The sequence below is a fragment of the Stenotrophomonas sp. AC248 genome (assembly GCF_979258185.1).
In genome coordinates, this window is record NZ_OZ409840.1 from 3,160,982 (window position 1) to 3,180,561 (window position 19,580).

At 68.8% G+C, this 19,580-nt stretch carries 19 protein-coding genes and 1 pseudogene; 6 read left to right on the forward strand and 14 right to left on the reverse strand.

All coding sequences use genetic code 11. The features are described from left to right. Nucleotides 1-509: 509 nt before the first annotated feature. Complete coding sequence (locus tag ACZ0AE_RS14425; RefSeq protein WP_463601431.1) at nt 510-2,141, reverse strand: isovaleryl-CoA dehydrogenase; 1,632 nt, start codon at nt 2,139-2,141, stop codon at nt 510-512. Nucleotides 2,142-2,250: 109 nt separating this feature from the next. Between ACZ0AE_RS14425 and ACZ0AE_RS14430 the strand changes: the two genes are divergently transcribed. The 4 genes and pseudogenes from ACZ0AE_RS14430 (at nt 2,251) to pdeM (ending at nt 7,954) form a co-directional block, all read left to right on the forward strand. Continuing rightward, the gene (locus ACZ0AE_RS14430; protein WP_463601432.1) at nt 2,251-3,258 is read left to right on the forward strand and encodes a ligase-associated DNA damage response exonuclease; all 1,008 of its coding nucleotides are present in this window, start codon (nt 2,251-2,253) and stop codon (nt 3,256-3,258) included. Then, nucleotides 3,255-4,858 (forward strand): annotated as a pseudogene (locus ACZ0AE_RS14435) (ATP-dependent DNA ligase). The gene ACZ0AE_RS14430 and the pseudogene ACZ0AE_RS14435 overlap by 4 nt, the downstream one beginning before the upstream one ends. A 14-nt stretch (nt 4,859-4,872) precedes the next feature. After that, the gene (locus tag ACZ0AE_RS14440) at nt 4,873-7,320 is read left to right on the forward strand and encodes a ligase-associated DNA damage response DEXH box helicase (protein ID WP_463602104.1); all 2,448 of its coding nucleotides are present in this window, start codon (nt 4,873-4,875) and stop codon (nt 7,318-7,320) included. Further along, a complete protein-coding gene (gene pdeM / locus ACZ0AE_RS14445) occupies nt 7,310-7,954 on the forward strand; it encodes a ligase-associated DNA damage response endonuclease PdeM (protein ID WP_463601433.1) in 645 nt (214 codons plus the stop codon). The genes ACZ0AE_RS14440 and pdeM overlap by 11 nt, the downstream gene beginning before the upstream one ends. Before the next feature lie 24 nt (nt 7,955-7,978). Here pdeM and ACZ0AE_RS14450 read toward each other — a convergent pair whose 3' ends face one another. From ACZ0AE_RS14450 to ACZ0AE_RS14485, 8 genes are all read right to left on the reverse strand, one after another. Further along, on the reverse strand, nt 7,979-8,251 hold the full coding sequence (locus tag ACZ0AE_RS14450) for a hypothetical protein (RefSeq protein WP_463601434.1): 273 nt from the start codon (nt 8,249-8,251) through the stop codon (nt 7,979-7,981). Nucleotides 8,252-8,354: 103 nt separating this feature from the next. Next, nucleotides 8,355-9,638 carry an FAD-dependent oxidoreductase gene (locus ACZ0AE_RS14455; protein ID WP_463601435.1) on the reverse strand — a complete coding sequence of 428 codons (1,284 nt, stop codon included), beginning with the start codon at nt 9,636-9,638 and terminating at the stop codon, nt 8,355-8,357. A 139-nt stretch (nt 9,639-9,777) separates the two neighbouring features. Next, nucleotides 9,778-9,984, reverse strand: a complete 207-nt coding sequence (gene cspE, locus ACZ0AE_RS14460) for a transcription antiterminator/RNA stability regulator CspE (RefSeq protein WP_019183439.1) — start codon at nt 9,982-9,984, stop codon at nt 9,778-9,780. A gap of 88 nt (nt 9,985-10,072) precedes the next feature. Beyond that, on the reverse strand, nt 10,073-10,819 hold the full coding sequence (locus ACZ0AE_RS14465; RefSeq protein WP_038691933.1) for an S-methyl-5'-thioinosine phosphorylase: 747 nt from the start codon (nt 10,817-10,819) through the stop codon (nt 10,073-10,075). Beyond that, nucleotides 10,819-11,373, reverse strand: coding sequence for a hypoxanthine-guanine phosphoribosyltransferase (locus tag ACZ0AE_RS14470; protein WP_038687008.1), 555 nt, complete (start codon nt 11,371-11,373; stop codon nt 10,819-10,821). Before ACZ0AE_RS14470 ends, ACZ0AE_RS14465 begins: the two co-directional genes overlap by 1 nt. After that, a complete protein-coding gene (gene nagZ / locus ACZ0AE_RS14475; RefSeq protein WP_141059591.1) occupies nt 11,373-12,380 on the reverse strand; it encodes a beta-N-acetylhexosaminidase in 1,008 nt (335 codons plus the stop codon). Before nagZ ends, ACZ0AE_RS14470 begins: the two co-directional genes overlap by 1 nt. A gap of 96 nt (nt 12,381-12,476) precedes the next feature. Further along, nucleotides 12,477-13,166 (reverse strand): DsbA family oxidoreductase, encoded by a 690-nt coding sequence (locus ACZ0AE_RS14480; protein WP_463601436.1) that lies wholly within the window; start codon nt 13,164-13,166, stop codon nt 12,477-12,479. Nucleotides 13,167-13,251: 85 nt separating this feature from the next. After that, a complete protein-coding gene (locus ACZ0AE_RS14485) occupies nt 13,252-13,758 on the reverse strand; it encodes a CYTH domain-containing protein (RefSeq protein ID WP_447595071.1) in 507 nt (168 codons plus the stop codon). Between the two features lie 60 nt (nt 13,759-13,818). Here ACZ0AE_RS14485 and ACZ0AE_RS14490 point away from each other — a divergent pair, with 60 nt between their 5' ends. Next, nucleotides 13,819-14,454 (forward strand): hypothetical protein, encoded by a 636-nt coding sequence (locus ACZ0AE_RS14490; protein WP_463601437.1) that lies wholly within the window; start codon nt 13,819-13,821, stop codon nt 14,452-14,454. Nucleotides 14,455-14,514: 60 nt separating this feature from the next. Here ACZ0AE_RS14490 and rlmD read toward each other — a convergent pair whose 3' ends face one another. Continuing rightward, on the reverse strand, nt 14,515-15,849 hold the full coding sequence (rlmD, locus tag ACZ0AE_RS14495) for a 23S rRNA (uracil(1939)-C(5))-methyltransferase RlmD (RefSeq protein WP_038686999.1): 1,335 nt from the start codon (nt 15,847-15,849) through the stop codon (nt 14,515-14,517). A 137-nt stretch (nt 15,850-15,986) separates the two neighbouring features. Between rlmD and ACZ0AE_RS14500 the strand changes: the two genes are divergently transcribed. Next, nucleotides 15,987-16,712 (forward strand): response regulator, encoded by a 726-nt coding sequence (locus ACZ0AE_RS14500; protein WP_463601438.1) that lies wholly within the window; start codon nt 15,987-15,989, stop codon nt 16,710-16,712. A gap of 158 nt (nt 16,713-16,870) precedes the next feature. Here the strand turns inward: ACZ0AE_RS14500 and recO are convergent, their stop codons facing one another. From recO to ACZ0AE_RS14520, 4 genes are read right to left on the reverse strand one after another with little or no spacing between them, the layout of a single operon-like run. Further along, nucleotides 16,871-17,593 carry a DNA repair protein RecO gene (recO, locus tag ACZ0AE_RS14505; protein ID WP_038686995.1) on the reverse strand — a complete coding sequence of 241 codons (723 nt, stop codon included), beginning with the start codon at nt 17,591-17,593 and terminating at the stop codon, nt 16,871-16,873. Nucleotides 17,594-17,616: 23 nt separating this feature from the next. Continuing rightward, nucleotides 17,617-18,513 (reverse strand): GTPase Era, encoded by an 897-nt coding sequence (gene era, locus ACZ0AE_RS14510; RefSeq protein ID WP_038686993.1) that lies wholly within the window; start codon nt 18,511-18,513, stop codon nt 17,617-17,619. Next, the gene (gene rnc, locus ACZ0AE_RS14515) at nt 18,510-19,190 is read right to left on the reverse strand and encodes a ribonuclease III (protein WP_463601439.1); all 681 of its coding nucleotides are present in this window, start codon (nt 19,188-19,190) and stop codon (nt 18,510-18,512) included. The genes era and rnc overlap by 4 nt, the downstream gene beginning before the upstream one ends. Beyond that, a complete protein-coding gene (locus ACZ0AE_RS14520; protein ID WP_463601440.1) occupies nt 19,180-19,563 on the reverse strand; it encodes a DUF4845 domain-containing protein in 384 nt (127 codons plus the stop codon). The genes rnc and ACZ0AE_RS14520 overlap by 11 nt, the downstream gene beginning before the upstream one ends. Between the last annotated feature and the right edge of the window lie 17 nt (nt 19,564-19,580).

Sequence of the window (19,580 nt, forward strand, 5' to 3'; positions counted from 1 at the left end):
GTTTCCGCAGCACCCGAGACGCCCCTTCGCAGGAAGGGGCGTTTTTTTATGGTTCTTCTCCCATCGAAGGGGGGGCGTCTTGTTGCAAGGGCCGTCGTAAAGTGAGCACGACAGCCCGCGGGTGGTCGGGCGTGCAGGCACCGCGGCTGGCGTCTCCGATCGGGCTGGTCGCGCGCGTGAGGGCCCCGTAGCAGCCGGTAGGCCCCTGGCGCAAATGTCCCCCGGCCGCGGGGCGGCCTCCTCCTTTATTTTGCCCAGGAGCCTACCGGCTGCTACGGGGCTCGGCTTGCGGTTAGCAGGTAGACGCCACGCCTTTTGGGCGGTGATCGGTGGGTCGGGCGCTGGCTCCCCATGCCCTTGGAGGCGAAATAAAGGAGGAGGGGGCGGCCGCAGGCCGACGCCGGGGGACATTCGCCGGAAAGGGTCTGGGGAGCCAGCGCCCGACCCGCCGATCAACCGTTCGCACCAAGAGCGTCACCACCAAGCGCGTCACCACCAACGGTGGTGACCTACGGCAGCGCCCGCGCCAGCACCGCCGCTGTGTCCAGGTCCGCCGGCAGCGTCCCGAATGCCATGCCATGCTCGCCGCCCAGTCGCGAGCGCACGAACGCGCTGGCGATCGGACTGTTGGCACGCAGCAGCACCGCCGCCTGCAGCAGCAGCGCCAACTGCTCGGTGATGCGTCGCGCCTGCGCCTCGCCCGGCGACGCCGCCAGCGCACTGCGCAATGCCTGCAACGCCGCGTCGAACATGCCATCGCGGCCCGCCACACCATCCAGCTCGGCATCCAGCACCGGCACCACCTGCGGCTCGCGCGACAACGCGCGCAGCACGTCCAGGCACTGGATGTTGCCGCTGCCCTCCCAGATCGAATTCAACGGCGCCTGCCGGTACAACCGCGGCAGCATCGACTCCTCCACGTATCCCGCGCCGCCCAGGCACTCCTGCGCCTCGTTGACGAACACCGCCGCACGCTTGCACACCCAGTACTTGCCCACCGCCGTGGCAATGCGCGCGAACGCCGCCTCCGCGCTGCTGTGGCCCGCACGATCGACCGCACCGGCCACGCGAATCGCGAACGCGGTTGCCGCTTCGGATTCGATCGCAAGATCGGCCAGCACGTTGGCCATCAACGCGTGGTCGCACAACCGCTTGCCGAAGCTGGTCCGGTGCCGCGTGTGGTGCAACGCCTGCGCCAACGCCATGCGCATTTCCGCCGCCGCCCCCAGCATGCAGTCGAGCCGAGTCATCATCACCATGCCGATGATCGTCGCCACCCCGCGCCCCTCCTCGCCCACCCGGCGTGCCCACGCGCCACACAGCTCCACCTCGCTGGACGCGTTGGACCAGTCGCCCAGCTTGTCCTTCAACCGCATCAACCGGAACGCATTGCGGTTGCCATCGGCAAGACGGCGCGGCATCAGGAAACAGCTCAACCCCGCCGGTGCCTGCGCCAGCACCAGGAAACCGTCGGACATCGGCGCCGAGAAAAACCATTTGTGCCCCACCAGGCGATAGCTGCCATCGGCCTGCGGTTCGGCCCGCGTGGTGTTGCTGCGCACATCCGAACCGCCCTGCTTCTCGGTCATGCCCATGCCCAGCGTGATGCCGCCCTTGTCGGCGATCGGCACATCGCGCGGATCGTACTGCGGCGCCGCCGCCTTGTCGGCCCACTCGGCCAGCGCCGGGTCCTGGCGCAACACCGCCACCGCCGCATGGGTCATCGTCAGCGGGCAACTGGTGCCTGCATCGGCCTGGTGATGCAGGTAACTCAATGCCGCGCGCGCGACATGCGCACCTGCAGTGCCATCGTGCCAGGACAGTCCCGCCACGCCATGCGCCTTGGCCGCGTCCATCAACTGGTGATACGCCGGATGAAACTCCACCGTGTCGATGCGATGCCCCTGCGCGTCGTGCGTGCGCAGCCGCGGCTTATCGCGGTTGGCGTCAAACCCCAGCCGGTACAGTGCGTCGCCGGCCAACCCGCCATAGCCCGCCAGCGCCGCCGCAAACCCCTCGCCGCCTTCGCGCTGCACCGCCTCGGCCAGGGCCACATCATCGGCCCACAGGTTGCGGCCACCGAACGGCGGCGGCTGGTTGAATACCTCATGGGTGTCGAATGCGGGCAGTGCAGAGGACATCGCAGCGGCCTCCTGGCCAAGGGTTCACCCGATTCTGCCGCATCCGGTTGTCGTGCGCCGTTCAGGTGGATTCTCACCTCCTGCACGAGCGCGACGGCACAGTGCAGCCATGAGCCCTGGCAGCACGAATGACGATCTGGTGGTACTTCGCCCGGAAGGGCTGTATTGCCCGGCCGGCGATTTCCATATCGACCCGTGGCGGCCCGTGCCGCGTGCGGTGATCACCCATGGCCACGGCGACCATGCGCGCAGCGGCATGGGCCAGTATTACTGCGCCACCGACAGCGTGCCGATCCTGCGCTGGCGGCTGGGCGATGTGCCGCTGCAGGCGCACGATTACGGCCGCCCGTTCCGCGTGGGAAATGTCGAGGTGTCGCTGCATTCGGCCGGGCATGTGCTGGGCTCGGCGCAGGTGCGCATCGACGATGGCCAGCAGGTCTGGGTCGCCTCGGGCGACTACAAGCGCCAGCCCGACCCCACCTGCGCGCCGTTCGAGGTGGTGCCCTGCGATGTATTCATCACCGAGGCCACCTTCGCCCTGCCGATCTATCGCTGGCAGGACACCGCCGAGGTCGCCGCCGAGATCGTGGCCTGGCGGCACGAGTGCGCCGCACGCGGCGAAGCCGCCATCCTGCTCTGCTATGCCTTGGGCAAGGCGCAGCGGGTGCTGGCCGAACTGCTGCCGCTGGATGACCAGCCGGCCTGGCTGCACGGCGCCATTGCCAACGGCGTGGCGGTGTACCGGCAGGCCGGCATTGCCATGCTCGACACCCACACCGTGGCCGAACAGGGCCGCCAACCCGATGCTGCCGGGAAGCTGATCCTGGCACCGCCGTGGGCCGCCAGCACGCCGTGGCTGCGCCGCTTCGGCAAGCATCAACTGGGCTTCGCGTCGGGCTGGATGCAGCTGCGCGGCAATCGGCGCCGACGCAACTACGACCGGGGGTTCGTGGTGTCCGACCATGCCGATTGGCCGGCGCTGCTGCAGACCATCACCGAGACCGGCGCGCGCCGGGTGATCGCCACCCACGGCAACACCGATGCCCTGATTCCCTTCCTGCGCGAACGTGGCATCGCCGCCGAAGCGTTCCGCACCGATTTCGGGAGCGAGGAATGAAGGCCTTCGCCGCGCTGTACCAGCGCCTGGACCGCAGCACCGCCACGCTGGACAAACGCGCGGCCCTGGTCGCCTATTTCCGCGATGCGCGCCCGCACGATGCCGCGTGGGCGCTGTACCTGCTCAGTGGCGGCAAGGTCGGCGGGGCGCGCCGCAAGATTGCCGCCAGCGGTGAACTGCGCGCGTGGATCAGCGAGGCCTCCGGGTTGCCACCCTGGCTGGTGGAAGACAGTTACACGCAGGTGGGCGACCTCGCCGAAACCCTGACCCTGCTGCTGGATGATCCGCCCGACCGCAGCCCGGACCGGCCCCTGGCCGAATGGATTGAAACGCATCTGCTGGCGGTGGCCAACCAGCCCGAACCGGTGCGCCACGCCGCGGTGCTCGACGGCTGGCGGCAGCTGCCGGCCAACGAACGCCTGGTGTTCAACAAACTGCTGACCGGCGCACTCCGCGTGGGTGTGTCGCAGCGACTGGTGCAGCAGGCACTGGCTGAGCTGTCGGGTATCGACATCGCGCGCATTGCCCAGCGCATGCTCGGCGAGTGGGTGCCCTCCCCGGGCTGCTCGCGGCGTTGCTGTCGCCGCAGGAGCGCCCGGAAGACCGCCAGCAGCCCTACCCCTTTTTCCTGGCCTCGCCACTTGAAGCCGACGTCGAGAGCCTCGGACCGATCACCGACTGGGTGCTGGAATGGAAGTGGGATGGCATCCGCCTGCAGCTGCTGCGCCGCAAGGGCGAGGCCGCACTGTGGTCGCGTGGCGAAGAACGCCTGGACGGGCGCTTCCCGGAAATCGAGGCGGCGGCCATGGCGCTGCCCGACGGCTGCGTGATCGATGGCGAGCTGCTGGCGTGGCGCGACGGCGAGGCGCAGCCGCTGCCGTTCACCGCGCTGCAGACGCGCATCCAGCGTCGCAAGCCGGGGCCGAAGACACTGCGCGATACGCCGGTGCGTGTGCTCGCCTATGACCTGCTGGAGATCGACGACGAGGACCTGCGCACGCAGCCGCTGCATGCGCGTCGCGCGCGCCTGGCCACCCTGCTGCAGGCACTGGACGATCCGCGCATCGTGCTCTCACCCACGCTGCTGGCCAGCGACTGGCCGGCGGCAGCCGCACAACGTGCGCTGGCACGCGAACGCGGCGTGGAAGGGCTGATGCTCAAGCGCCACGATTCGCTTTACCAAAGTGGGCGTCGCCGCGGCGACTGGTGGAAGTGGAAGATCGATCCGCTGACCATCGATGCGGTGATGATCTACGCGCAGGCCGGCCATGGCCGGCGCAGCACGCTGTACACCGACTACACCTTCGGCGTGTGGAACGGCGACACGCTGGTGCCGGTCGCCAAGGCGTACTCGGGGTTGGACGACACGGAAATCCTCGCACTCGATCGCTGGATACGGGCCAACACCGTGGAGCGTTTCGGACCGGTGCGCAGCGTGCGCGGCGAACAGGTATTCGAACTGGGCTTTGAAGCGGTCAACCGCAGCACCCGGCACAAATCCGGTATCGCGGTGCGCTTTCCGCGCATCCTGCGCTGGCGTCGCGACAAGCCGGCCAGCGAGGCCGATACGCTGGCCCAGTTGCAGGCTCTGGCGCGGTGACGCGTCGCGAAGCGATGGCGCGGCTGGTGGCGTGGTTTGCCAGCCGCGGCTGGGCACCGCTGCCCTTCCAGAAGACCGTGTGGCGCCATTACCTGTCGGGCGCGTCCGGGCTGTTGCACACGCCTACCGGCAGCGGCAAGACCCTGGCCGTGTTCGGTGGCCCGCTGCTGCAGGCGTTGAGCGCTACGCGACCGGCGCCAACAGGTGGACGCGCGCGCAAGCCGGTGCCGGCCCTGCAGGTGCTGTGGATCACCCCGTTGCGCGCGCTCGCCGCCGATACCGCCCGCGCCCTGCGCGAACCGCTGGCCGCGCTGGGGCTGGACTGGCAGGTGGGGCTGCGGACCGGCGATGCCAGCGCGCGTGACAAGCGGCTGGCGCGCGAGGGCCGCGTGGACGTGCTGGTCACCACACCCGAATCGCTGGCGCTGCTGCTCAGCTATCCCGACGGCCTGGCGAAGATGCGCCAGCTCCGCTGCGTGGTGGTCGACGAGTGGCACGAACTGCTGGGCAACAAGCGCGGCGTGCTGCTGCAGTTGAACCTGCGGCGGCTACGCGATGCGCTGCCTGCGCTGCAGGTGTGGGGCCTGTCGGCGACGCTGGGCAACCTGGAGCAGGCGCGCGAGGTGCTGCTGCCCGATGTTCCCGATGCCCCGTTGGTGGCCGGCGCCCGCCCGCGCCCGGTGCACTTGGACACGCTGCTGCCCGCCCACGGCGAACGCTTCCCGTGGGCCGGCCACCTGGGTTTGTCGCAGTTGCAGCGCGTGCTCGAAAAGCTGCTGTCGGTGCGCACCAGCCTGCTATTCACCAATACCCGCGCCCAGGCCGAGCTCTGGCACCAGGCGCTGGCGGCGGTGTGGCCGGAAGATCCGTCCACGCTGGCGCTGCACCACGGCTCGCTGGATCCGGCCGTGCGCCGCCACGCCGAACAGGGCTTGCGCGAGGGCCAACTGCGCTGCGTGGTGGCCACCTCCAGCCTGGACCTGGGCGTGGACTTCCCGGCGGTGGACCAGGTGCTGCAGATCGGCAGCCCGAAGGGCATCGCGCGACTGCTGCAACGCGCCGGGCGTGCGCGGCATCGGCCGGGCGAATCGGGCACGCTGGTGTGCGTGCCCTCGCACGCGCTGGAGCTGGTCGAATATGCCGCGGCACGGCATGCACTGGCTGCCGGCGTGATCGAAGCGCGCCCCCCGCCCACGCTGTCGCTGGACGTGCTGGCCCAGCATTGCGTGAGCTGCGCGCTGGGCGGTGGCTTCGATGCCGAGGCCTTGTTCGCGCAGGTTCGCCGCACCCACGCGTTCGCGGCACTGGATGCCGCACAGTGGCAGGGCGTGCTGGAGTTCATCGTGCAGGGCGGCCGCGCGTTGTCGCAGTATCCGGACTTCCACAAGGTGGTGCGCGACGAGGACGGCGTGTACCGGGTCCATGACCGGCGCGTGGCACTGCGCCACCGGCTGTCGATCGGCACCATCACCAGCGATGGCAGCGTAAGCGTGCAGTTCCTGCGCGGTGGCCGGCTGGGTTCGGTGGAAGAGCAGTTCCTGGGGCGGCTGCGCCCGGGTGACCGCTTCCAGTTCGCCGGGCGCCTGCTGGAACTGGTGCGGCTGGAAAACCTCACCGCCTACGTGCGCCTGGCCAAGGGCGGCGATGGGCTGGTGCCGCGCTGGCAGGGCGGCCGCCTGCCGCTGTCCGAAGCACTGGGGCAGGAAATGGAAGCGGTCTTCGCCGCGCCGCCGACATCACCGGAGATGCGCTGGCTGGCTCCCCTGCTCACCCTGCAATCGCGCATCTCGATGCTGCCGGGCCCGTCGTCGCTGCTGGTGGAAGTCGTGCGCCGTCGCGAGGGACAGTTCGTGTTCGTGTATCCGTTCGCCGGGCGCCAGATCAACGAAGGCGTGGCCGCACTGATGGCGCTGCGCCTGGCCCGCCTGCAGCCCAACACCCTGGGCTACGCCGCCAACGACTACGGCTTCGTGCTGGCGCCGGCACGCGCGGTCGAGCTGGACGTGGCCGGCATGCGCGCCCTGCTGCAGCCTGCGGGGCTGCTGGACGACCTGCGCGACAGCCTCAACCTGGCCGAACTGGCCCGCCGCCAGTTCCGCGATATTGCACGGGTGTCGGGCATGCTGGTACCGGCATTGCCCGGACGCACCCCGCGCAGCCTGCGCCAACTGCAGGCGTCCAGCGGCCTGCTGTACGACGTGCTGCGCCAGCATGATCCGGACCACATCCTGCTGGGGCTGGCCGAACGCGAGGTGCTGCACGGCCCACTCGACCTGGACAGCCTGGCGGCCACGCTGCACCGCCTGCAGGGGCGTACGCTGTGCCTGCAGTCACCGCGCACGCTGGGTCCGCTGTCATTTCCGCTGTGGGCCGAACGCCTGCGCGGCCAGCTCAGCAATGAAGACTGGAAAACCCGCGTCAAACGCGCTGCCGCGCAATTGGAGAGCCGCCATGGCACCTGAGTTGCCCACCACGCTCGCCGGCGAGCAGGTCCTGCTGCTGGGCGCCCGCGCGCTGTACTGGCCTGCGCGCAAGGCGCTGCTGATCGCCGACCTGCACCTGGGCAAGGCCGACGTGTTCCGGCGCGCCGGCATCGGCCTGCCCAGTGGCGGTACCGGCGACGATCTGGAGCGCCTGTCGGCGCTGCTGCACCAGCACGCCGTGGATACCCTGTGGATTCTCGGCGACGTGCTGCACGGCCCAGCGCATCGCGCGGCGTGGTATCGGCAATGGCAGGGCTGGCGCGAGCAGCACGCCGCGTTGGAGATCGGCGCCTTGGCCGGCAATCACGACCGGGCGTTGCCCAAGGCCGATCTCGGCCTCACGCTGCTCGGCGAGCAACTGCAGGTGGGGCCGTTTCTGCTGCGCCACGATCCGCACCCGCACCCGTCATTGCATGTGCTGTGCGGGCATGTGCATCCGCTGGCCCGCCTGCCCGGCATGCAGCGGCGTTGGCCGGCGTTCTGGCTGCGTGAGCGGCTCACGGTGCTGCCGGCCTACTCGCGGTTTACCGCGGGCATCGCGCCGGTGCTTGCCACCGGCGAACAGCTGGTGGCCTGCGTGGAAGACGAGGCCATTGCATTGCCGGCGCGTTGACGCGCCAGCATCAGGCTGCAGGCCTTACGCGGCCGCCAGCACCTGCGGCATCAACTGGATCTCCGACCGCGGTGGATCGGGTCGAACCGGCCGCCGTTGAATGTCGGTCAGCATCGCGTGTGCGGCATCGCGGATGCGGCGGTGGTGCTCTGGTGCGGTATGCGTGATCAGGCTGGTGACATGGAACTCGAAAATGTCGTGCATCACGTCGGGCTGATCCTCGTGCAGCATCTGCAGCAGTCCGCGCAATTTGCAGATTTCAGCATCCAGGATTTCGGCCGGGAACAGCATGTCCATCTCCTTCAGGTAGCGGTTGGCAGGTGCACGGGTGTGCGGGGCCAACCAATTACTTCTGACAGGTCGTGGGTGAGTTCATCGTCAATCCAGGTTAATTCTGCCTTCACTCCCCCGCAGAAGCCCGCCACGCGGGGTTATCAGCTGATGACGGGTGGGCCGCATGGGCTTGCATCGCCGCGATGAAGCCGGGATTCAGCGCCAGTTTGCCCATCCAGCCGCGCTGGGTGCCGCTGAGCACGCGCAGCATGTGGCCGTTGCCACCGGGCATGCGCCCCATCGGCTTGAACAGCACGTCGCGCGCACGCGCCAAGGTGTCGCGCTCGGATTGGAACAGCGGCGTCAGCCAGCGGCTCCAGAAGTGGTAGACGGCCACGTGTGCGCGCCGCTGCGCCGCATAGGCCTGCAGCGCTGCGTCGCGGTCGGCATGCGCGCGCAACGCATCGCGCAGCGCCAGGGCATCCATCAGCGCCATGTTCACGCCCTGCCCCAGCTGCGGGCTCATCGCGTGTGCCGCATCGCCGGCCAGCACCAGCCGCTCGCGGCTCCAGCGCGACATCACCGCATCGCGATACCCCGCACGCGCCAGCTGCGCACTGTCGCGCACACTGTCCAGACGCGCATGCGCTTCGGGCCACAGCGCGGCAATCTCATCGAGCCAGCGCTGCAGACCGTCGCGTTCCCATTGCGCGAACTGCTCGCGCGGCAGGCTCCAGAAGAAGCTCAGCCGCGGCTGCGCATCGCCCGGTCGCGTACCGACCGGCAGCAACCCGATCATCTTGCGCGCGGCCACGTAACGCTGGCGCAGCTCATCGGGATACGCCCAGTCGCCGCGCGGCAGCAGGCACCACAGGGCGCCCCACGGGTATTCGCGATCCAGCTGCGTGGCCTGCACCTGGGTGCGCAACGTCGAGGCGGAACCGTCGGCGGCGATCACCAGATCGTACGGCCCATGCCACTGGCCACGCGCATCACGCACGCGCCCCTGCACGGCGTCCACCTCCACGATAGTGGTGTCGGCCTGCAGGTTGCCCGGATGCGCCCATGCCTGCGCCAACAGGGTGAACAACGCGCCGCGCTGCATGCCGACACCGTGCAGGCGTGCATCCAGACCCGCATAGCCCATTTCCATCACGGTGCGCCCGCAGGGCGTGTCGCCATACAACCGGCGTACCGCTGCGCCGTGCGCAAGCACGTCCGGCAGCAGGTCCATCTGCCACAACACGTCCAGGCCAGTGGGCTGCAGCAGGAAACCGGCGCCCACCGGACCGGGCGCAGCGGCCCGTTCGAAGACGTGCACGTCGTGATGGTCGCGTGAAAGAAGAACGGCCAATGCCTGGCCGGCGGTGCCGTAACCGACAATGGCGATGGTGCGTCGTTGCGGGTGCATGCATGTCCTTATAGCGTGATGGGCATCACGTGGTGCGCGGAACGCGCGAACCTGAGCGCTGACGTGCGCCGCTGGCAAACCGGGTGGTACCCAAAAAAAACCCCGCCGAAGCGGGGTTTTTCAATGCGCAGCGCGAGAGTTACTCAGCCGGCACGATGTTCGAGGCTTGGGCGCCCTTCGGGCCCTGGGTCACGTCATAGGTGACCTTCTGGCCTTCCTGCAGACTGCGGAAGCCCTTGGAGTTGATCGCGGAGAAGTGCGCGAAGACGTCGGCGCTGCCGTCCTCCGGCGAGATAAAGCCAAATCCCTTGGCGTCGTTGAACCACTTGACGGTACCGTTCGGCATGGTGATGCGAGACCTTCTTCTATGAATGGGTGGTGTACGCTCAACCAGCGCACTGGCGGAGTATGCAAAGCTTGCTCCGCAATGACAATCACCCCCGCGCCAATTCGCCGATCAGTTCCGGCAATCCGGCCGATGCGGCATCCACGTTGGCCAGTACTTCGGCCATCGTGATTTCATCGCCATCGCCACAGCCGGCGGCCCAGTTGGCCACGATGGCCAGGCAGGCATAGTCCAGCCCCAGCTCGCGTGCGAGGCTGGCCTCGGGCATGCCGGTCATGCCGACCAGATCGCACCCATCACGGCGCATCCGCGCAATTTCCGCGTTGGTTTCCAGCCGCGGACCCTGCGTGGCGCCGTAGCAGCCGCCGTCGTGCACACGCACGCCGGTGACTTTGGCCGCCGCCAGCACTTTGCTGCGCAGCAGCGTCGTGTAGGGGTGGCCAAAATCCACATGCAGCACCTCGCTGCCGGGTTCTTCACTGAGGGTCGAAATACGGCCCCAGGTGTAGTCGATCAGCTGGTCCGGGCAGGCCAGAACGCGCGGGCCGCACTGTTCAGTGATGCCGCCGACCGTATTGAGCGCCAACACACGCGTCGCCCCGATCTGCTGCAATGCGGCAAGGTTTGCGCGGTAATTGATCTTGTGCGGCGGCAGCGAATGCCCCTCGCCGTGCCGCGCCAGGAAGGCCACGCGCTGGCCCAGCAGCGTGCCGACCCGGATCGGGCCGGATGGCGTGCCGTAGCGCGTTTCCACCTGGTGGCTGCTGACGTCGTCGAGCTGGGCCAGTTTGTAGACGCCGGTGCCGCCAATGACGGCCAGTGCGATGTGTTCCATCATTCCTTCATCGCGTAGATGGCCGGCACGCAGCGCAGCGTTTCATTGACGTCCATGCCGAAGCCGAACACATAGCGGTCGGGCAGATCGATACCGGCGTAGTCGGCCTTGACGTCCGGCAGCGCGCGGTCGTGCTGCTTGACCGTCAGCGCGGCGATGCGCACGTCGGTGGCGCCCTGCTCCAGGCACCAGGTGCGCACGCCCTGCAGGGTGAAGCCTTCATCGAGGATGTCATCGACCAGCAGCACGCGGCGGCCGAACAGCGACGTGGCCGGCTTGTGCTTCCACACCAGCTCGCCGCCGGTGGTTTCGCCGCGGTAGCGGGTGGCATGCAGGTAATCGAACTGCACGTCCTGGCCGCGTGCGCCCAGTTCCAGCGCGAGCTGGCCGGCGAACGGCAGCGCGCCGTGCATGATCGACAGGAACAACGGCACTTCGCCCTTGTAATCGCGCGCGATGGCGTCGGCGATGGTGGCGATGGCCGTGTCGATGGTGGGACGGTCGACCAGCAGGTCGGCCTGGGCCAGGGCCTGGGAAATGGTGAGGTTGGGCATCAGACAGTTCTTCCAAGGGTGTCAAGCAAACGGGATTGGGTAGTGCCATGGCGGGCATCGGCCAGCAGGCCATCCCAGCCAAGCGCGCCGCGGCCGATCAGGCCGAGCAGCGCAGCAGTATTGAGGGTGCGCGGTTCCACCGCACGCAGCGATTCGTCGACCAGCTCGGGGTGGCAGACCAGCACCACGTCGCAGCCGGCATCCAGGTGCGCATCCACGCGCGCCTTGACCCCGCCGGCCGAGAACGACGCGGCCATGCCGATGTCGTCGGAGAACACCACGCCGCGGAAGCCCATCTGTTCGCGCAGGATCTGCTGGATCCAGCGCGGCGAGTAGCCGGCCGGCTCGGGTGCCACCTGCGGGTAGACCACGTGGGCCATCATCACCGCATCGGCACCGGCGTCGATGCCGGCCGCGAACGGAATCAGGTCCAGCGCGCGCAGTTCGTCCAGCGAGCGCGGATCGGAGGCGTCGTTGAAATGGGTGTCCTCACGCACCGTGCCGTGGCCGGGGAAGTGCTTGAGGGTGGCGGCCATGCCCACGCTGTGCATGCCGCGCACGTAGGCCGCGGTGAAGGCCGCCACCACCTGCGGATCGGCGCTGAAGGCACGGTCGCCGATGGCGAGGTTGCCACGGCCCAGATCCACCACCGGGGCAAAGCTCAGGTCCACGCCACTGGCGCGCACTTCGCTGGCCATCAGCCAGGCATGTTGTTCGGCCAGCGCCAGCGCGGCCTGCGGGTCCTGCCGGTAAAGGGCATCGAAGCCCTGCAACGGCGGCAACGCGCTGTAGCCCTCACGGAAACGCTGGACGCGACCGCCCTCCTGGTCCACGCAGATCAGCTGCGGGCGCGGCGCGGCGGCGCGGATCGCCGCCGACAGCTCGGCCACCTGCTCGCGCGAGGCGAAGTTGCGCTTGAACAGGATGACCCCGGCCACCGCATCGTGCTGCAGCCAGTCGCGTTCCTGGGCGGTAAGTTCGGTCCCGGCAACGCCGATCACGAGCATGGTCGATCTCCAATACGGGGCGCCATGATGGCGCACCGCCGCATTGTCGCAGAAGCCGCGTGTACTGGGCCACGACCTGCGCCGTGGCCGGCCTTCTTACGGGCAGCCGTCCACGTCGCACTGGCCGCCCTGCGCCGCCGCAGGCGCCTCGGGCATGTCCGCGGCGATCTGGCGCAGGGCCTGGGCGAACGCCTCCGGCGGCTGGGCCCCCTGGATGGCATAGCGGTCATTGACCACGAAGGTGGGGACCGACTGGATGCCCAGCGCCTGGGCCTGGGCCAGCTGCGCCTGGATCTCCGGCAGCCCCTCGTCGCCGGCCAGCAGCGCGGTGACCCGCTCGGCGGGGATGCCACCGGCGGCCGCCGCGGCGATCAGGGTCTGCGTATCGGCCAGGTTGCGGCCCTCGACGAAATGGGCCCGGAACAGCGCCTCGCCCACCGCCGCCTGCACGCCTTCACGCCCGGCCAGCCACAGCAGCCGGTGGGCTGGCAGGGTGGTGACCCGCACCTGCCCCTGGTCGAAGTCCATCGGCAGGCCCTCGGCGCGCGCGGTGGTCTGGGTCTGGGACAGGATCTGCGCGGTGCGCTCGGCACTGCCGAACTTGGCCACGTAGGCCTCGCGCAGCGGTACCGGGGTGGTGCCGGCGTCGGGGTCGAGCAGGAAAGGATGCCAGTGCACCTCGATGTCGGGCGCGTCATCGCCCAGCAGGGCCACGCCCTGCTGGAAACGATGCTTGCCGATCCAGCACCAGGGGCACACCACGTCGGACCAGATATCGATTTTCATCTGACCAGACTGTGGGTCGGGGGCGGCCAAAACAAGGGGCGTCGCATTTGCGTGGCACGCCTACGTACCCACCAACGGTGGGTACCTACCGGCCCCGTTCAGCGGCTGACCAGCGCGCGTAAGGATGCGCGGCCAGGGCCAGGTTGTAGTAGCGCACCTGGTCGGTCACCTCGGTGCCGGCCCAGTCGGGCAGTTCGATGGCCTGGTCGGCGTGCTCCAGCTCCACCTCGGCCACCACCAGCCCGGCGTTGTCGCCCAGGAATTCGTCCACCTCCCAGACCAGACCGGCATGGCGCACCAGGTGGCGTCGCTTGTCGATCAGGCCGCCGACGCACAAGGCCAGCAGCGCGCGCGCGTCGTCGACCGGGATCGGGTAGTCGAACTCCTGCCGGGTATGACCGATCTCGCGCGATTTGAAGTTGAGGAAGGCCTGCTCGCCCTGGATGCGCACGCGCACCGAGGCCTTCTGCGCGCCGCTGTCGAGTGCGGCGGAGTCGTTGATGTAGCCCTGCGCCATCGGGATCACCGCGTGGGCGGCACTGCGCCAGCCATCACCGGTTACGAGGTATTTGCGTTCGATTTCAATGCCCATGCCCGCATTATGGCGCGCACCGCCTACACTGCGCGCCCTTTCCAAGGACCCGGTTCCCCCATGACCCGTCGCACCCGTTTTCTGCTCCTGTCCACCCTGCCCACCCTGCTGCTGGCGCTGCCTGTCGCGCATGCCGCCGTCTCCGATCCCACCTTGGCGCAGGCCCAGGCCGCAATGGATCGCCTGTTCGACGAGGCCATCGCCGATCGCCCGGCCAACGACAGCAGCCGCCTGGTGGCCGAGGCCTTCCGTCCGCGCCTGCAGGCCGTGTCCGGCTGCCTGCCGGTAACCGACGCGGGCCCGCCCAGCGTGGACTGCATCGTCACCGCGCAGGATGGCGGGGACGCGGTGCACCGCCTGCTGCGCTTCAGCCAGGTGGACGGCAGCTGGGCGCTGCTGCACACACAGCAGCAGCGTCAGCGGCCGGCACCGGTGCCGCCCACGGCGCGCGTGCAGGTGCTGCTGCGCGAGGGGTTTGCTGCGCGGCTGGCCCGCGAGCAGGATGCGGGCAAGCGTGCGGATCTGACCTTGGCCATGAACAGTGCCGAGGTGTTGGACGTGCGCGACTGCGCGGTCGGCGACGATGCGCCGGTGATCGAGTGCACGGTCCGCGCCGGTGCCGGCAGCGAGCGCGGCGAGCAGACCATGGCGTTTGCCTGGCGGGACGGCCAGTGGGTCAACGCCCCGCAGCCGTAAGCGGCCGCCCCGGTCGGGCGCCGATGCGATGCATCGGCCGCCCGGCCGGTGGCGCCGGCCTCAGCGCTTCTCGAATACCGCGATGCTTTCCACGTGCGCGGTGTGCGGGAACATGTCCATTGCACCGGCACTGACCAGGGTGAAGCCCTGTTCGTTGACCAGGTAGCCGGCATCGCGCGCCAGCGAACCCGGGTGGCAGCTCACATAGACGATGCGCTTGAACTGCTTCAGCGGCAGCTGCTGCAGCACTTCGATCGCGCCCGAACGCGGCGGGTCCAGCAGCAGCTTGTCGAAGCCCTGGCGCATCCACGGGGCGTTGCGCTGGTCCTGGGTGAGATCGGCGGCATGGAACTGCGCGTTGGCCAGGCCATTGCGCTCGGCATTTTCCCTGGCCCGGGCGACCAGGCCCGCATCGCCTTCCACGCCCACCACGTCACGCACGGTACGCGCCAGCGGCAGGGTGAAGTTGCCCAGCCCGCAGAACAGGTCCAGCACGCGCTCGTCCGGACCGGCCTCCAGCAGCTCCAGCGCCAGCGCGATCATCTTCACGTTGAGCGAGGCATTGACCTGGATGAAGTCCAGCGGGCGGAAGGCCAGCTCCACGTCCCACGGCGCCAGCTTGAACGACAGCGGCACCTCGGCCGGCCACAACGGCTGTACCGACTCCACCCCGCCCGGCTGCAGCGAGATCGCAAAGCCATGTTCCTGCCCGAAGGCGGTCCAGGCGGCGCGGTCGGCCTCGGTCAGCGGCTGCATGTGGCGGATGGTCAGCATGATCGCCTCGTCACCGGCGATGAACTCGATCTGCGGAATGTCGCGCTTGCCGTCGAGGGTTTCGATGAACGTCGCCATCGCCCCGACCTTGCTGCCGATCTCCGGAATGACGGTCAGGCACTGGCTCAGGTCCGCCACGAAACGCGGGTCCTGCTCGCGGAAGCCGACCAGGGTCTTGTCCTTCTTTTCCACCCGGCGCACCGAGAAGCGGCCCTTGCGGCGGTAGCCCCAGCTGTCGCCCACCAGCGGCGGCAACACCGTGCCGGGGGTGACGTGGCCGATCCGGGTCAGATTGTCCGTAAGGACCCGTTGCTTGGCCACGATCTGCTGCGACTCCTCCAGATGCTGCAGCACGCACCCGGCGCAGACGCCGAAATGCGGGCAGCGCGGGGTGACCCGCTGGGGCGACGGCTGCAGCACCTCCAGGGTGCGCGCCTCGTCGAAATGGCGGTTGCGCGCGGTCGGTTCAGCGCTCACCACTTCGCCGGGCAGTGCGCCGGTGATGAAGGTGACCTTGGCACCCTCGCCTTCACGGCGGGCAACGCCGCGGCCATCGTGGCTGAGGTCGAGGATGTCGGTCTGGAAGGGGGTACGGTCGAGGCGGGAGCGGGATCGGGCCACGTGGCAACAGGCTGCGGGCAAAAAGGGTGCGTATTGTCGCAGATACGTGGGTCGGGCTGCCGATGGGCCCGTTGGAAACGCTTGCAGAGCGCGTTGTCATGTTTAATATGGGCATAGCTGACATGGAGGCAGCCCCAATGCAGATGACCCCTCGGGATCCAATGCCCCGATTCCTGCTCGTCGAGGACGACACCATCAGCCGCGGCTTTTTCAAGGCCGCGCTGGAGACCCTGCCGGCGCAGGTGGATACCGCCGATTCGCTGGCCACGGCCATGGACACCGGCCGCAGCGGTCAGCACGACCTGTGGCTGATCGACGTCAACCTGCCCGACGGCAATGGCACCCAGCTGCTGCATGCGCTGCGCCGTTCACGGCCGGACACGCCCGCGCTGGCGCATACCGCCGATGGCGACACCAGCATCCATGCGCGGCTGCGCGATGCCGGCTTCAGCGACACCCTGGTCAAGCCGCTTACCGGCGAACAGCTGCTCAAGGCCGTGCGCCGGGCGCTGGTCAACAGCCCCGGCACCGCCCCGCCCGCCGTGGGCGCGAGCCTGGACAGCGAGCGTGAAGACTGGGACGAGATCACCGCGCTGGCCGCCCTGAACGGGCAGCGCCACCATCTCATCGCGCTGCGCGAACTGTTCCTGGCCGAGCTGCCGAGCGTGCGCGATGCGGTGGCCCAGGCCTTGCTGAAGCAGGACGTGCGTGCCCTGCAGGGCCAGTTGCACCGGCTGCAGGCCAGTTGCGGCTTCGTCGGCGCAGCGCGGCTGGCACGCGCGGTACGCCAGCTGCACCAGGCCCCGGAGTCCAGCGGCGCCCACACCCAGTTCCAGGCGGCGGTGGAATCCCTGCTGCATTGAGGCCCCGTAGCGCTGGGCTCTGCCCGGCTGGCGTGGAAACTGGCGGGTTCGCGCCGCGTAGAGCCGGGCTCTGCCCGGCTGGCGGGGAAACTGATGGGGTCGCGCACCCAAAGCAGCCGGGTAGAACCCGGCTCTACTGCGGCTCCATACGCCCGGCGCTACCTGCGCCTGGCCAGGTCTTCCAGCATTTCCCACGACTTCAGCCCGCGCCCGCCCAGGTGGTGCAGCAGCACCGCGCGCATGGCCCGGCGCAGGCTGGCCAGGTCGTCGGGGTCGGGCTGGCGGTCGTCGGCCAGTGCCAGAAGAGCACTGCCGGTGGCGGTGCCGCGGCGGGGGTCGGTGCCGCGTTCGCTGAGCAGCCGGCGCGGCCCCTCCTGCGGGTCCAGATCGTAGCGGGCGGCCGGGTCCACCGGCTCGCCGTCGCTGCCATGGGCCAGGTCGAACCCGAACCCCAGCGCTTCCAGCAGGTCGCGCTCGAACCGGCGCAACGTCCAGGCCAACGGCTCGCCGTCGCGCAGACGTTGGCGCACCAGGCCGTAATGGTCATACAGCTCGGGCAGCGGATCCTGGCGCGGGGCCAGCCGCATCAGCAGCTCATTGATATAGAACCCGGCCAGCATCGCCTCGCCGCCCAGCCGCGGTGCGGCATCGAGGGCTTCGGCGCCGCGCAGCTGGGCCAGCTCACCGCGCTGCACGGCACTGAAACGGATCCATTGCAGCGGCTGCAGTGCCGCCCGCAAGGCCTGGCTGCGCGGGCTGCTGACACCCCGCGCCAACAGGCCGATACGGCCGTGCTGCTCGGTCAGCACCTCCACCAGCAGGCTGGTTTCGCGCCACGACCGGGCATGCAGCACGAAGGCGGGTTCGTCATCGATGCGCATGGCGCAGCCGTCAGCGACCCGGCTTACTCGTAGCCGAACGCCTTCAGCGCGGCTTCGTCGTCGGACCAGCCTTCACGCACGCGCACCCAGGTCTCCAGGAAGACCTTGGCGCCGAACAGGCGCTCCATCTGCATGCGCGACTTGGCGCCGATGTCCTTCAGGCGGGTGCCGCCCTTGCCGATCACGATGGCCTTCTGGCCTTCGCGCTCGACCCAGATCACCGCGCCGATGCGCAGCAGGTTGCCGTCTTCGACGAACCGCTCGATTTCCACCGTGGTGGCGTACGGCAGTTCTTCGCCCAGCTGGCGCATGAGCTGCTCACGCACCAGTTCGCCAGCCAGGAAGCGCTGGCTGCGGTCGGTGATTTCGTCCTCGCCGAACATCGGCGGGGCTTCCGGCAGCAGCTTGAGCAGGTCGCGCACCAGCGCTTCCAGGCCGTTGCGCTTCTGCGCCGAAATCGGGTGGACGGCGGCAAAGGTGCGGCCCTCGGTGACCTGCTGCAGGAACGGCAGCAGCGCGGCCTTGTCCTTGAGCCGGTCGACCTTGTTGACCACCAGCACCACCGGAATGCCCGAGTCGCTGAGCACGTTGAAGGCCAGGGTGTCTTCCTCGTCCCAGCGGCCGGCTTCGATCACCAGCATGCCGGCGTCCACGCCTTCCAGCGAACCGCGCGCGGCGCGGTTCATGACGCGGTTCATGGCGCGCTTCTGCACGCGGTGCAGGCCGGGGGTGTCCACCAGCACCAGCTGCCCTTCCGGGTAGCTGGCAATGCCCAGCAACCGGTGCCGCGTGGTCTGCGGGCGGTTGGACACGATGCTGACCTTGGCGCCCACCAGGGCGTTGGTCAGGGTGGATTTGCCGACGTTGGGGCGGCCGATGACGGCCACGCTGCCGCAATGATGGGGAATTGCTTCGCTCACTTGGAATCCAGTTGCTCGAGGGCGGCCGCGGCCGCCTGTTGTTCGGCCAGCCGTCGCGAGGCACCTTCGCCTTCGGTGCTGACAGCGGGATCGGCTACGCCACAGCGTACCCGGAAGGTCTTGGCGTGATCGTCACCCGCTTCTGACACCAGCTCATACTGCGGCAGCGTCTTCTGGCGGGCCTGCAACCATTCCTGCAGGCGGGTCTTGGGATCTTTTTCGGGCTTGCCGGTGGCCGGCAGTGCCTCCATCGAGGCGTTGAACCACGGCAGCACCACGGTGCGGCAGGCCTCGAACCCGGCATCCAGGTAGATGGCGGCCACGACCGCCTCCAGGGCATCGGCCAGGATGGAGTCGCGGCGGTGGCCGCCGGTCTTCATCTCGCCCGGACCCAGGATCAGCCGGTCACCCAGTTCGAGGGTGCGGGCGATGACCGCCAGCGCACCTTCACGCACCAGTTCGGCACGGGCGCGGGTGAGCGCGCCTTCGTCGGCCTTGGGCCAGCGCTGGTACAGCGCCTGGGCCACCATCATGTTGACGATGCTGTCGCCGAGGAATTCCAGCCGCTCGTTGTTGGGCGTACCGGCACTGCGATGCGTCAGGGCCTGCTGGAGCAGGCCCGGATCTGCGAAGGGGTGGCCGATGCGGTCACCACGTTGGAAAGTCTTAGTCGACACCGGCGAGGGTCAGTTCCTGGTTCGTATCAAATTTGCCAACCACGTCGAGGTTGCCGATCAGTTCGCGGCGTACCTCGTAGCTGACCTTCATGTTCCAGCCGCCCTCGATGCGATCGAACTTGACGTTGGCCGGCTTCACGTTTTCCGAGTAGCTGATGTCAAGTCGCTTGAACAAAAGGTCCTGCACGCGGGCCGGCTCCATGTTGCCCACGCCCGGCTCCTTGGCCAGGCTCTTCATCGCCGAGCGCACCGAGTAGTACTCCTGGTACATCGGGAACAGCTTCATGCCCACATACAGGCCGAACGCCACCACGATCAGTACCGCCAGGAACGAGGTGAGGGTCATGCCGCGCTGCGTGTTCATCGTCTTCATTGCGTTCTCCCCAGATA

Coding starts and splice junctions, on each gene's coding strand:
- ACZ0AE_RS14485 (WP_447595071.1), bottom strand. CDS start 13,758: ATGGGCATTGAAATCGAACGCAAATACCTCGTAACCGGTGATGGCTGG.
- cspE (WP_019183439.1), bottom strand. CDS start 9,984: ATGCCGAACGGTACCGTCAAGTGGTTCAACGACGCCAAGGGATTTGGC.
- ACZ0AE_RS14425 (WP_463601431.1), bottom strand. CDS start 2,141: ATGTCCTCTGCACTGCCCGCATTCGACACCCATGAGGTATTCAACCAG.
- ACZ0AE_RS14500 (WP_463601438.1), top strand. CDS start 15,987: ATGCAGATGACCCCTCGGGATCCAATGCCCCGATTCCTGCTCGTCGAG.
- nagZ (WP_141059591.1), bottom strand. CDS start 12,380: ATGCTCGTGATCGGCGTTGCCGGGACCGAACTTACCGCCCAGGAACGC.
- ACZ0AE_RS14450 (WP_463601434.1), bottom strand. CDS start 8,251: ATGGACATGCTGTTCCCGGCCGAAATCCTGGATGCTGAAATCTGCAAA.
- ACZ0AE_RS14465 (WP_038691933.1), bottom strand. CDS start 10,819: ATGGAACACATCGCACTGGCCGTCATTGGCGGCACCGGCGTCTACAAA.
- ACZ0AE_RS14520 (WP_463601440.1), bottom strand. CDS start 19,563: ATGAAGACGATGAACACGCAGCGCGGCATGACCCTCACCTCGTTCCTG.
- ACZ0AE_RS14440 (WP_463602104.1), top strand. CDS start 4,873: ATGGCGCGGCTGGTGGCGTGGTTTGCCAGCCGCGGCTGGGCACCGCTG.
- ACZ0AE_RS14480 (WP_463601436.1), bottom strand. CDS start 13,166: ATGAAAATCGATATCTGGTCCGACGTGGTGTGCCCCTGGTGCTGGATC.
- ACZ0AE_RS14470 (WP_038687008.1), bottom strand. CDS start 11,373: ATGCCCAACCTCACCATTTCCCAGGCCCTGGCCCAGGCCGACCTGCTG.
- recO (WP_038686995.1), bottom strand. CDS start 17,593: ATGCGCATCGATGACGAACCCGCCTTCGTGCTGCATGCCCGGTCGTGG.
- ACZ0AE_RS14430 (WP_463601432.1), top strand. CDS start 2,251: ATGAGCCCTGGCAGCACGAATGACGATCTGGTGGTACTTCGCCCGGAA.
- pdeM (WP_463601433.1), top strand. CDS start 7,310: ATGGCACCTGAGTTGCCCACCACGCTCGCCGGCGAGCAGGTCCTGCTG.
- ACZ0AE_RS14455 (WP_463601435.1), bottom strand. CDS start 9,638: ATGCACCCGCAACGACGCACCATCGCCATTGTCGGTTACGGCACCGCC.
- ACZ0AE_RS14490 (WP_463601437.1), top strand. CDS start 13,819: ATGACCCGTCGCACCCGTTTTCTGCTCCTGTCCACCCTGCCCACCCTG.